The following is a 12822-nucleotide window of genomic DNA, read 5'->3' as shown; positions in this document are numbered from 1 at the left end:
AGAGTAAGAGGGGATAGCCATGCAAAACAAAATTATCGTTATGTTTCAAAAAGATTTTCGTTTATATGATAACCCAGCTCTATTTGAGGCTGTTCAGTCCGGGGAGGTTCTTCCGGTATATGTACAAGATGAAACTTTTTCAATAGGAAGTGCGGCAAAGTGGTGGTTACGCCATGCTATAATGGATGTCCAAAAGCAACTTAAGGCATTGGGCTCTACTTTAATAATCCGCAAAGGAAATACACAGGAAGAAATACTTTCTCTCATAAAACAATTAGATATAACGGCTGTATATTGGAATAGTTGTTATGATCCAGACAGGTTAAAATCTAATCAAAAAATGAAAATGATATTAGAAGATAAAGGTATTATTTGTAAGGAATTTAATTCGCATTTATTATTAGAACCGTGGATTATAAAAAAGAAGGATAACACTGAATATAAGGTGTTTACGCCTTTTTACAATGCATTTCAAAAGCAGGTAATACCTAAACCTATTAGCAGAGTGCAGAGTATAAAGTGGGGAAACTCTTTACCAGCAAGCTTATCTGTTTCAGAATTACACTTGTTGCCGACTATACCGTGGACATCTCATATGGAAGCAATATGGGATCCGACAGAAGAAGGGGCATATAAAACATTCAAGAAATTTTTCTCTAGCAAATTAGCCTCTTATAGTGAAGGAAGAGATTTTCCAGATCAAAATGTCCATTCGATGTTGGCACCGTATCTTTCATTTGGTCAAATATCAGTAAAGCTAATGTTTCATTACTTAATAAATAAAAGTACCGAAAGACAATGTAGTCTTTTTGAAAAACAAGTTAATAGCTTTATACGTCAATTAATTTGGCGAGAGTTTTCTTATTATTTACTATATCATTATCCATTTACAGTATCTAAACCTCTTAATAAGAGCTTTGAAAATTTCCCGTGGGATAAGGAAGAGGAGTTATTAAGCGTATGGCAGAAGGGTGAAACTGGTTATCCGTTTATTGATGCGGGAATGCGGGAGCTTTGGCAAACAGGTTTTATGCATAATCGGGCAAGAATGGCTGTAGCCTCTTTTCTTGTAAAGCATTTGTTAATTCCATGGCAAGAAGGAGCAAAATGGTTTATGGATACACTACTAGATGCTGATATTGCAAATAATACAATGGGATGGCAATGGGTTGCTGGAAGTGGGGCAGATGCATCACCGTACTTTCGTATTTTTAACCCCATCACACAAGGAGAAAAGTTTGATAAAAATGGAGAGTATATAAGAAGATGGGTACCAGAATTAAGCGATATACCGAATAAATATATACATAAACCATGGGAAGCGCCTGCGCATATTTTACAAAAGGCCAATATAAAGCTTGGGGATACATATCCTTATCCGATTGTTGATCATAAGGCAGCACGAGAGAGAGCCCTTTGTGCATATAAAAGTATGAAAGAATTTGTATAAAATAGGTTAAAAAATATGTATTTGGAATTTAAATATTAGAATTTTATCCATTACAAGGGCATACTAATCATATAAAGTTTCTATAATCTTCTAGTAAAAAGGAGAATGTTTATGAAAAAATCTAGTATTATAGTATTTTTACTAACATATGGTTTGTTTTATGTTTCTAGTGTTTTATTCCCTATTGATCGTACTTGGTATGATGCGTTAGAAAAGCCGTCTTGGACACCTCCTGGTATGACAATCGGAATGATATGGGCTGTATTATTTGGACTTATTGCATTATCAGTTGCAATTATTTACAACAACTATGGATTCAAGCCAAAAACATTTTGGTTTTTATTCCTTTTAAATTATATATTCAATCAAGCGTTCAGCTATTTTCAATTTAGCCAAAAGAATTTGTTTTTAGCAACAGTAGATTGTTTACTTGTCGCTATTACTACGTTACTTCTCATAGCGGTTTCTTCCAAATTATCTAAAGTATCGACATGGTTGCTAATACCATATTTTTTATGGTCTGCATTTGCTACATATTTATCTTGGACAATTTATAGTATAAATTAAAGACGGAACTAAAAACTTGAGCACAATAAAAATGCTCGAGTTTTTATGTGTGTTAATGATAATCCGAAATATGGAATATATACATCTTATGGAGGTCATCTTTGTGAAGAAATGGATAAAAATTATGCTGTACTCTTTACTAGCTATTTTAATTATAGGAAGTTTTACTTTTTTGACTTGGTCTCAGTTTACTTATAAACCGACGAAAGAGGCTTTGTCGTTAGTAGATGATAAAAAAGATGAAGATAATATCGTTTTTGGAGCGAAAGATGCGAAAGTAGGGGTTATTTTTTATCAAGGAGCTAAAGTAGAAGCTGAGGCTTATAGTTACTTAGGAGAAGCGCTTGCAAAAGATGGGCACTTTGTAGTAATGCCTAAGTTACCATTAAATTTAGCGATACTTGGAATAAATGAGGTAGACAGTGTAATTGAAAAGTATCCGGAAGTTCAAAAATGGTATGTTGCAGGGCATTCAATGGGAGGAGCTATGATTTCTAAGTATGCCTTCCAACATGAAGACAAGGTAGACGGGATTATTTTCTTAGGTTCGTATCCTGCAGATGACTTTTCTACAAAATCGATTCCGATGTTATCAATTTATGGGGAAGTAGATGCTTTAGCAACTGTAGAAAAAATAGAGAACAATAAAAAGTTCATGTCAAAGAATACAACTATGCACATGATAAAAGGGGGAAATCATGCTCATTTTGGCATGTATGGTGAGCAAAAAGGTGATAATGCGAGTTTAATTACGGCAAAAGCACAACGAGATGAAACAGTAAAAGTAATTGAACAATGGTTATTGGAACAATGATAACGAATTTAATAAATCTACCGAAAGAATTATCCAAACGGTAGATGGGAGAGAGAATAAAGAGCCAAATCGTATGAATTGGCTCTTTTATTTATTTGCTATCTCCAATTGTCCCCTTATTTTCTCCGGAATATCCTCTTTAGAAATAATATCGTAAGAATACACATATTTTCCTTTCACATGAATTTTTAAGTAAGTTTTTCTTATAAAATCATTAGGCGTGTTCGTTCCAACTGTATATTCTTTTTCATTACTTAATTCGTCAACAGCTTTTAGTGAGTACATAGCTTTTCCTTTATGATGATAATCTGGAACACCATATCCTTTCGCAACGGCATATACATTTTTTTCTTCAGCAATCGGATTAAATCTGTCTAAATCTCCACGTAATATGAAAGGTAGTAAGTATATAGGGAGGCCTATTCCTAGTATGCAAATTACAAATTTCTTCATGATTGTTTCTCCTTTTGTCTATTTACATTTTTGAGTATAGAAAAAAGTTCTTATGAATATAGAGGGAAATTCTTTAAGTTTTTCTTAATAAAGTTTAACTTTGTGAAAAAAACTAGTTTGAGCATTAAGTTTACGAAATGAATAGCCAAATAACCTGTTTTCTTTATTTTTTGATGGTAGGTTATTAGGTTTTATATTGGTATGAGTGAATTAAGAAATAAGTGAGGTTTAGGAAATAGAATGAATTTATCTTATAGTAATAAGAGAATTACCTGAATAAATGATAGTGAGAACAATTAAAGAAAGCATCTAGTGGGGTGCTTTTTTCTTTTGAAACAGAGAATCTCATGGGTCGGTTACATGTAATTTCGTGCTGTGCTTCTAGGTCATTGGAAAATCCAACAATAAAAAAAGAGGGGGAAGGCGTTTTTTATTGAAGTTTGTTAATGATAGATTTTTAACTTGAGAGGGGGATCGTAAAATAGATTATTAATCTCTTTGGTAATTTTTATTTTCCTTATAGTTGGCATATTGTATTAGAAATTTTAAATTTTGAAGGGAGAATCAATAAGTATGGGTAAGAAAAGAAGAATAAGTAATAAGTTATTACTTATCAGTGCAATTTTTACAATAGCAATTCCCTCAGTCTCATATGCGGAGGAAGTAATTTCACCTGAAAATTTTAAGAGTTCTTCAAATTTGTATAAGGCACGGAATACGGAAATTTTGAAAACAAATTTATATCCTAATACATATAATAATCCATTTAACCACCAATTTATTTCAAAATTAAAGGAAGTAAACACAAATATAAAAAAAATAGACAATAGTGATGATGAAAATCCTGTTATATCTACTACTCTTTCATTTATTCGCCATATGAATAGTGAAGATTATAAATCTGCATTTGATTTAACCTCAAGGTCATTACAGAAAATAATATCCGAAGAATGGTTGAAGAGCTATTGGGAGGGACTGCCAGTTCAATTACAAGCAGGTTCTTTTATAGAAATTGGAGAGGTTACACAAAAAGAGACAAATCCTGTTCATACAAATGTGGAGATTCAATTAGTTTTTGAAAAAATGACTGTACCTTTACTAATTAAACTAGATCCATCTGGAAAAATAGACGATTTTCAACTAAGCATGTCGTTTAGTCCTGTTGCTGAGCGTCCATCATATAGTAAGCCTGAATCATTTGTTGATAAAGAAGTAGTAGTTGGAAGTGGTGCATTTCCATTACCAGGAACATTGTCGGTTCCAAAAGGAAATGGTCCTTTTCCAGCGGTTATTCTTGTTCAAGGATCAGGAGCAACTGATCAGGATGAAACAGCGTTTGCTTTAAAACCATTTCGCGATTTAGCTGAAGGTCTTGCATCGAAGGGAATTGCTGTCCTTCGCTATAATAAACGAACGTATGAACATGGGCTGAAAACACAATTCAGTCCCTTCTATACAGTTGATAAAGAGACAACAGATGATGCTCTTCTTGTAACTCAATTTCTTAAAAATGAGCCTCTAATAAATAAAAATCAAATATATATTCTTGGTCATAGTCAAGGTGGAATGATGCTTCCGAAAATGATTGAAAAAGACCAAAATCAAAATATTGCTGGGGCAATTGTAATGGGTGGGCCAGCTCGTACGATTCAAGACGTTGTTTTAGATCAATTTGAGTATCTTTTTTCTATTGGAGCAATGAACCAGGAGCAATATAAATTCTACAAATCGCAATTTGAATTATTAAATGATCCAAATTTCTCTGGTCAGAATCCTCCAAAAGATTTTTACTTAGGATCAGCAGTATTTTGGGATTCTATTCGGAAAATTAAAGCAGCAGAAATGTCAAAGGAACAAAAGACACCGCTTCTTATTATTCAAGGGGAAAGAGACTATCAAGTTCAATCAAAAATCGAAATTCCTCTTTGGAAAGAACAATTAAAAGAACGAAATAACGTTGATTATCGACTATATCCAAAGTTAAATCATTTCTTTACAGAGGGCGATGGGGAAATAAGTAAGCCGGATGAATATTATAGTCCTGCTAATATACCTGAGTATGTTATAAATGATATTGCTGCTTGGGTGCAAGGCAGATCGCAATTAAATTAGCAACTATATGTTTTAATAAAGACTTTCTTTCTGTAATCAAAATAGAAATATTTTTATTAGGTTATATGTTTTGTAAAGGCACTCTTTGAAAAGGAGTGCTTTTTTATTTTTCTATGATTTCTATAAAACAATGGGCTTGCCTTCCAAACAAATCGTTATTTGTAGCGCTTTTATCAAAGCAAAGTGCTCGTGACATTTCCTTGATATTCAAAAACATTAATAACCTATTATGTGAAGTTTTTTGAAAATTTAGGTTTAACATCTTTAAAATAGGTGTATTACATATTACATAACAACTAAATAAGAAAATAAAAAATCTAAGGGAGGAAAAATACGATGCATAAGAATGAAAGAAAACCGGTGGTTTATGAATATCAAAATGAACAGGAAGTAGTTATGAAAGTAAAAGAGCTAGAATTGCAAGGGATTCGCCAAGATGACATTTACGTCTTAACACATGAAAAACATATAACAAAAAGAATTGCGGATGATACAAACACAAATACGATTGGAGTAAAAGAACAAGGGTTGGGCACAAGTATTATCAATTTTTTCTCCAAAAAAGGGGACGAGCTCCGAAATCAAATGGAGGAAATGGGGTTGTCGAAGGAGGAAGCTAACTTATATGAAGAAAAACTAGATCAAGGGAGAATTTTACTTCTAGTAACAGATGAAACACTAACGGCGAGTGATAGGCAGCCGCAAAACTATCATTCTCTCTAATAGATTGCAATATCTAATAAATAGATAAGTTAATTATTTTAGGTTGTAGCATGGAAGAAAATAAAAGTAGAGAAGGGTGAGAAAAATGAAACATACAATATTTAAATATGCTGTGATTGGGATTACGACCGGAGTCATGGTATCTCTGTTAAAAAAAGAAAATCGGAAAGCAATACAAACAAAAGGAAAAAGCGTAAAAGACAAACTACAAGAAGGAAACATAAAGGAAACATTAGAGAAGGTAACCGAGACAAGTAAACAATTTTCTGTAACTGCAGCTAATGTTGCAAAACAAACATTACCACAACTGCTTACAGCCACACCAGTTGTCATTTCTACTATTAAAGATTTAACAAAAAACGAAAATAACAAAAAGAAAAAAGATGAAAAGGATAATGAAATAAAACAAAATAGTAAGAACCTAGACGGAGAAAAAACGGAAAATGAAAAGAAATATGTGAAAGAAGGGAAAGAAGAGAGTGCTTAGATTTAATTCTAAAAAGAGAAAGTGAGGAAAAAAGTATGAAATCTCTGTATGCAATTGATGTAGGAATTGGTTTTACTAAGCGGGCATATCGACAGGATGTAGATTCTGAGGTGACGATTAAGAGTGAAGCTGCCACACTAGCTCCTGTACCTAATCATGCTGAAAGTGAAGATTTAACAAAGGTAAGTTTTATAGACTTAGACTTTGCATACTACATGGGAAATGAAGCACATCAATCTGACGCTTCATTTCTTCCTCCATTTGAAGAAGAAATAGAAAATTATTATGAAAGCGAACGATTTAAACAACAAATATTTGGTTGCATTGCAAAGGATTATAAAGAAAATGTCGTGTTACCTTTAGTTGTTACCGGGCTTCCCGTTACTTGTTTTGGTAGTCAGCATGAGCAATTACAACGTGCACTAAAAAAAGAAACTTCCGTACAAATTGATGGGAAATTTATTCATATTACGGTGGAAAATGCTTTGATTCTTCAGCAACCAATCGCTTTACATGCCTATTTCTTAAAAGAGGGAATCATTCAAGAACGAGATCGCATCTTAATTATTGATGGTGGATTTCGTACATTAGAAATGACAGATATGAAACAGAATGTCATTTTAAATCATTATGAGACGGAACTAGGATGTAGCAAGCCTTTGAAAAATATTAAGAATATCCTGCAGAATCATGTGGGTGAAAGTAATCAATTGCATATTAACGACATGCCAAAAATATTAGAAAAAGGATATGGAGATAAAGAAGAAAATTATGAGACAAGTCAGGTGGATATTTTAATTCAAAAAGAGTTGGATACACATTTCCAAGACATCATGCGTGTATTACAAGAACAATTTAAGTTAGACCAGTATGATACTATTATTTGGACAGGAGGAATAGTAGATCTCCACAAAAAACGAATTAAAAAAATGCAAAGTGAAATTTCTTCTTTCCGTATGGTAGACGCTTCGAAAGAGGCTGCACTTCATGGATACTACATTATTGGGAGTCAAGTATTTGACGACATCACTAATCAATCTGCATATGAATCCAAATTATAATAACGACTGAAATGGAGTGCGTTGAATAGACGTGCCAAATTATGTAACTTCTTTTCCACATATAATAAATTCTTTATAAGAAAAGATAAAAAGTGATTGTATAGAGGAAATGTTTAAAATTGAGAATAAAAATAATTAATATATAGGGGGTCTTCCTTTTAAAAGAATAAGGCCTCCTATGTCATTTATTTTGTAATTTAGATGATCTAAAAACTTTTCCTCCAAGACATGAATACCTACATACAAATGTCATATTACGGTTATGATTCGATTAAACATAAAACTATTTAGAAAGGAAGAATAATATGGAATGCATAAAAATGCCGAAATGGAGTTGGTATCATGTGAAAACTAGTGAGCTTGAAAAACTTTCTTCTATAATCCCTCATGATGTAACATCTTATTTCTCTCAATTTGTAAAGAAAATAAGTTCTCCTTGTGAAAATGGATTATATGTTTATACGTTATCACCAAGTCAAACTTGTGTATATGGTTCGTTTTTATATGATCAAGATAAAAAGGACGCCAAAATTCAAAAATTTCTTCATTATTTCGTAGCTCATGGAATACTGATAACAGTTCAGGAAAAAGAGGAAGAGGATTTCCAAAAATTAATACATAATTTCCCTATGGGTACAAAAAATTGTAATAATTCCGCTGAAGGATTATGTGCTATCTTATCAATGTTTATATCTCATTATTTGCGAAAGGTTGACTACTTTGAAAACAATTTCAGAAATGTATTATGGGATTTTTATCATCATAATAACATAGCAGTTTTAGAAAGGATTTATCATATTCGTCATGAATTATTTATGAACACACACGTGTTTCGCTTAATACAAGAAGTGTTACAAGGCCTAAAAGAAGCTTGGTTAGAAAAACTAACAAACACCCTTTGTTATAAACAAACAAGCGTAAAATTAGAGCGTGGATTACAACTCGTTAAAGAGTACCAAGAAGAATTAGACACGATGATTCATTTGCAAGAAGTTGTTTCTTCTCATCGTGGGAATGAAATTATGAAAGCCCTTACTGTATTAACTGCTGTGAGTACGCCTTTGACAGCCTTAGGAGCATTATGGGGTATGAATTTTAAATACATGCCTGAACTAGAATGGAAATATAGCTATTTAATCGCTCTCTTATTTATTATTTTCACAACAGGGGGGATGTATATGTATATGCGATTCAAAGGATGGACAGGTGACTTATTACGAGTAAAGAAAAAGAAATCTTTTTTTAAATCTAATTAATCCGCTTAATTATTAGACTTGGTACAATTGTAAAACGACACCTAATATATCAAAGATTGTTTTCCTCTCATACAGATGAGATTTTCGTCCGTTTTATTATAGGAGATTGAACAGGCGAATTAACACCTTTGATTGCTATTAGGTGTTTTTCTGTATGGCTTGATAAATAAGAAGAAAATAATCTTTAATCTATATATGACCTTATATTCACTCAGTTCTTGTTTCTTTTCATAAGAAGTAATTGATGCATTTGAACCATAGTAGCCGAACAGAGTAGGATCGCGATCAGTTGCTCATACAAATAGTAGGATGCTATCCCGATAATTGTAGTTTGCTAATAATTTTACCTTACATAAATGTAATACAAATGAAAGGTAAATGAATATGTAAAATTCCATAAAACAATTATTCTATATAAGGAGCAAATACGAATTAAAGAAACGGTATACGTATATATGATTTGCAGCAATTATCTTAACTAGTTAAACCATTTTTAAACAATAATTCTAAGGAGATTAGAAATGAGAAAAATCATTAACCTATGTATGATTGGAGCCCTCTTATTTGGTTTATACTTGGCGTTTACGCCTAAAGAACCAAGAAATGGAATTTTGATGTTAGGAGATAAACAGGCTTTACAAGATATACGAAGTGAAAACAAAAGTGAAATTAAGTCTATCGATTTATATGAAGTTAAAACAGCACAATATAATGGAGAATCAGTATTTATTATGGATCAAAAAACAGGTGAAGCCGTAATAAAAAAAGGGATATTACGAGAGGGAGAAGATCATTTTACACCGATTTCAGATCCAATAAAGTCTATGCCTAAAATAACAAATGATAATGCTGTGTTATTCGCGGGTGAAAAAAGTAAAAATATAAAAAGAGTAGTAATTGCTGACAAAGAAATACCGGTAAAATATGATAGTAATACTTGGTTTGGGCATTATCGTAACTCGAATTATGAACAGTGTATTTTAATTGTCAATAATTCTATGTTTAATCAAATTCCTATACAAGAAACCTATATGGGAATTTTTGAACTTAACAAAGTTTATGGAAATAATCATGGAGTTGTTGATACCGAGGATAAAAACTCAGTACAAGTGGAGAAAGAATTTCAAAAAATTATTGAGAGTAGAAAAGATAATTCACAGTTTTTAGAAGCGTTATCAATTATAAAATAATAAGCCCCAAAAAAGGTGAAAACTAACTAAAAAATAATATAAATATTACGGAGGATTCATATGGCAGGCGTTATAGGACATACAGTAGTTACCGCAACTGTAGGATTAGTATATAAAAAACATTTAAATATCACAACTTTATTTTTCGGTATGGCGATTCCAGATGCTATAAGCATGTTCATTGGAAAGGTACCGCTTATACCAGGAGGAGCGGTAGATGAGAGTTTCATAGGTGGACTAGCTTGCGCTTTAGTTTTGACTTTACTAATTATGATAGGTCTTAAAACAATACCTAGATTAATGAAACTGTTTACTTATAAACAGAGCTCTTCATTAAAAATTATTTTTATTTCTGCTTTAATAGGTACAGAATTACATGTATTGATGGACCTTATTGCTATAAACGGATGGCTGAATGGAACCATATTATAATAGTTTGATTTTAATGAAATATATAATTTAGGAATATCACTTCTTTTATTGTAAGGAGTGGTCTTTTTTATATAGAGGCTAAATTTTCACAAATAACTGTAAAGGGAAAAATTTCGTTATGGGGGTGTCTCAAAATCTTAGCTTGATGGCGAGGGGGTAGTGCCATATCCCCATCAAGTTAAAGTTTTGATGTCTCCGCAATAATAAAAAAGGTGAAAATTCATATGAAAGATTAGAGCTCTCCTTCTTGTAGGAGGGCTCTAATCTTTGTTTAAAAACTATATCATATACATGGGCAGACTCAATATGTGAACTTTGTCCGGATTCAATTTAGAATATAAAAAAAGAGAACTTGCGTTAGAATACAAGCTCTCTTTAAAAGAAATAACGTAATTGAGATACTTATATATTAACAATTTTTTTCTTCTAATTCCATATGTCTTATGTTGAGAAATAAATGATAAGGGGCTTAATAAAACTAAAAATGAATTATTGACATAATATTTCGACGATAATATAATAAATCTCGAATTCAAGATAACTTGTAAAGGATTGGTAATTATGAGTGTGATTAATGATGAGAGCTTATCTTTAAAGTTATTTGTTACATTATCAAGGGCAGCACAGGCAATTACTAAGCGTATTGAAGAGGATATAAAAAGTTATGGACTTAATCCAACTGAATTTGCAGTGCTTGAGCTACTATATAGTAAAGGCGATCAGCCTATACAAAAAATTGGAGTGAAAATATTACTTGCAAGTAGTAGTATCACGTATGTAGTGGATAAGTTGGAAAAGAAGAGGTTCTTAATACGAAAACCATGTCCAAAAGACCGCCGTGTCACGTATGCGTCAATTACTTCAGATGGTATTCAGTTAATGGATAGTATTTTTCCTCAGCATAAAGAGGCGATTCGGCATATATTTGGTGGTTTGAACTATATTGAGAAAAAAATGATAATCGAAAAGTTGAAAAAATTAGGGTATTATGCACTAGAATTATAAAATTTTAGAAATATATCTCGAATTAGTAATATCCTAATTAAATATAAATTAAATAAATAGGAGGAAAAATTAATAAGTGGTAGTAAATGTATTATAATACAAAATGAATAAATCGTATAATTTCAATTAGTACAGTAGGGAATAAAGTTGTTATATTAACGTATACATATCGTCCTTTTCATTATAAATCTTTCATAAAGCGGAGAGTGGGTATCAAGAATGGAATTACGTCATTTAGAGTATTTTATTCAAGTTTGTAATAATAATAGTTTTACTAAAGCTGCGGAAGTTCTAGGTGTTTCACAGCCGACTTTAAGTCAACAAATCCGTGTGTTAGAAGGTGAACTTGATACACCTTTGTTTCATCGAGTTGGAAGAGGTATCAAAATGACAGAAGCGGGTAAGCTGCTATTTGATAAAGGAAAATTTATCATGCAACAATTTGATGACGTTTATAATGAAATTTTTGAATTAAAGGGTGTAAAAAGAGGTGTAATTACTATAGGAGGTTTATTAGAGGATCTCACTTATTTAACACCTTATATTATGAAGTTTCAACAACATTATCCCAACATCGTAGTAAAGATTATAGAATCTGAAGTTGCTGTAAATCAAATCGTTGACAAAAATATTGATTTCGGGATTACACGTAGTGCTCAAATTCCAGACACATTAACAAACACCCTTTTGTATAGTGAAGAGCTCGTCCTTGTCATTCCAAAAAATCATCCTTTGAATGAAAAATCATTTGTTTCTTTTCGAGAATTAGTAGGGCTCAGTAGAATAATGGTTTCATGTAGTTGTCGTGAATCTATTAAAATATATTGTGAGAGTTTAGGGTTATCTTTATCTGAAGCAAATATAGAAACAAAATCTTCTATTTCTCTATTGAGCCTTGTATACAATGGACATGGGGTTGCCATAATACCTCGTTCACTGGTTAACTTTGTTAATAATGATACTTTGAGCATAGTTCGTATTACTGATCCAACACCAAGTCAAGATATTAATCTTATTCACTTTGATGATAAATTTTTAAGTTTTGCTGCACGCATCTTTATGCAGAAGTTAAATGATTCGCAAAAAGTATCAGTGTAATAGAAATAATAATGATTCTAGTGTGAAATTTGAAAAAATCTATAAGTCTTAAGATAAAGCAAATATTAAAGTCAAAGGGCAGTGGCTTTATATGTGTGGTGTGATTGATTTTTGACTTTTACTTAAGGGAAAGGGGTAGGCTTTGCAAGGAGAGAAGGATGTAAAAAACAAATC

Annotated in this window: 13 protein-coding genes and 2 pseudogenes; 12 read left to right on the top strand and 3 right to left on the bottom strand. The window is 31.9% G+C overall.

Annotation, left to right across the window (positions count from 1 at the left end):
• Positions 1-19: 19 nt before the first annotated feature.
• The 3 genes from D1166_RS03900 to D1166_RS03890 all read left to right on the top strand — a co-directional run bounded on the left by D1166_RS03900 (position 20) and on the right by D1166_RS03890 (position 2831).
• On the top strand, positions 20-1450 hold the full coding sequence (locus D1166_RS03900) for a cryptochrome/photolyase family protein (RefSeq protein ID WP_001179985.1): 1431 nt from the start codon (positions 20-22) through the stop codon (positions 1448-1450).
• 111 nt (positions 1451-1561) lie between these two features.
• Positions 1562-2017, top strand: a complete 456-nt coding sequence (locus tag D1166_RS03895; protein WP_000749743.1) for a TspO/MBR family protein — start codon at positions 1562-1564, stop codon at positions 2015-2017.
• Positions 2018-2120: 103 nt separating this feature from the next.
• Positions 2121-2831: an alpha/beta hydrolase gene (locus D1166_RS03890; protein ID WP_000758813.1), complete on the top strand. Its 711-nt coding sequence runs from the start codon at positions 2121-2123 to the stop codon at positions 2829-2831.
• A gap of 87 nt (positions 2832-2918) precedes the next feature.
• Here D1166_RS03890 and D1166_RS03885 read toward each other — a convergent pair whose 3' ends face one another.
• Positions 2919-3284: a YxeA family protein gene (locus D1166_RS03885; protein ID WP_000714887.1), complete on the bottom strand. Its 366-nt coding sequence runs from the start codon at positions 3282-3284 to the stop codon at positions 2919-2921.
• A gap of 573 nt (positions 3285-3857) precedes the next feature.
• Here D1166_RS03885 and D1166_RS03880 point away from each other — a divergent pair.
• The gene (locus D1166_RS03880) at positions 3858-5396 is read left to right on the top strand and encodes an alpha/beta hydrolase (RefSeq protein WP_000516852.1); all 1539 of its coding nucleotides are present in this window, start codon (positions 3858-3860) and stop codon (positions 5394-5396) included.
• A 118-nt stretch (positions 5397-5514) separates the two neighbouring features.
• Here D1166_RS03880 and D1166_RS32280 read toward each other — a convergent pair.
• A pseudogene (locus tag D1166_RS32280) lies at positions 5515-5613 on the bottom strand (acyl dehydratase); the annotation flags it as partial.
• Positions 5614-5732: 119 nt separating this feature from the next.
• On the opposite strand from D1166_RS32280, the gene D1166_RS03875 reads away from it, so the two are divergent.
• The 4 genes from D1166_RS03875 to D1166_RS03860 all read left to right on the top strand — a co-directional run bounded on the left by D1166_RS03875 (position 5733) and on the right by D1166_RS03860 (position 8923).
• Positions 5733-6119 (top strand): YflT domain-containing protein, encoded by a 387-nt coding sequence (locus D1166_RS03875; protein WP_000549441.1) that lies wholly within the window; start codon positions 5733-5735, stop codon positions 6117-6119.
• 85 nt (positions 6120-6204) lie between these two features.
• Positions 6205-6606, top strand: a complete 402-nt coding sequence (locus tag D1166_RS03870) for a hypothetical protein (RefSeq protein WP_000683228.1) — start codon at positions 6205-6207, stop codon at positions 6604-6606.
• A gap of 35 nt (positions 6607-6641) precedes the next feature.
• On the top strand, positions 6642-7667 hold the full coding sequence (locus tag D1166_RS03865; protein WP_097855645.1) for a ParM/StbA family protein: 1026 nt from the start codon (positions 6642-6644) through the stop codon (positions 7665-7667).
• A gap of 305 nt (positions 7668-7972) precedes the next feature.
• Positions 7973-8923 (top strand): magnesium transporter CorA family protein, encoded by a 951-nt coding sequence (locus D1166_RS03860; protein WP_025708595.1) that lies wholly within the window; start codon positions 7973-7975, stop codon positions 8921-8923.
• A 5-nt stretch (positions 8924-8928) separates the two neighbouring features.
• Here the strand turns inward: D1166_RS03860 and D1166_RS03855 are convergent.
• Positions 8929-9227 (bottom strand): annotated as a pseudogene (locus D1166_RS03855) (IS4 family transposase); the annotation flags it as partial.
• Between the two features lie 217 nt (positions 9228-9444).
• Here D1166_RS03855 and D1166_RS03850 point away from each other — a divergent pair.
• The 4 genes from D1166_RS03850 to D1166_RS03835 all read left to right on the top strand — a co-directional run bounded on the left by D1166_RS03850 (position 9445) and on the right by D1166_RS03835 (position 12648).
• Positions 9445-10113, top strand: a complete 669-nt coding sequence (locus D1166_RS03850; RefSeq protein WP_001226310.1) for a lipoprotein BA_5634 family protein — start codon at positions 9445-9447, stop codon at positions 10111-10113.
• Positions 10114-10173: 60 nt separating this feature from the next.
• A complete protein-coding gene (locus tag D1166_RS03845; RefSeq protein WP_000929330.1) occupies positions 10174-10545 on the top strand; it encodes a hypothetical protein in 372 nt (123 codons plus the stop codon).
• Positions 10546-11106: 561 nt separating this feature from the next.
• Entirely contained in the window at positions 11107-11550 is a 444-nt protein-coding gene (locus D1166_RS03840) for a MarR family winged helix-turn-helix transcriptional regulator (RefSeq protein ID WP_000111432.1), read from the top strand.
• 219 nt (positions 11551-11769) lie between these two features.
• Positions 11770-12648 (top strand): LysR family transcriptional regulator, encoded by an 879-nt coding sequence (locus tag D1166_RS03835; RefSeq protein ID WP_000423213.1) that lies wholly within the window; start codon positions 11770-11772, stop codon positions 12646-12648.
• Positions 12649-12822: the final 174 nt, after the last annotated feature.

Origin of the sequence: Bacillus sp. ISO11, from assembly GCF_003458115.1 — a bacterium.
GTDB lineage: Bacteria > Bacillota > Bacilli > Bacillales > Bacillaceae_G > Bacillus_A > Bacillus_A cereus.
Note: the sequence above shows the minus strand (reverse complement) of the source record. Positions and strands in the feature narration are given on the sequence as shown.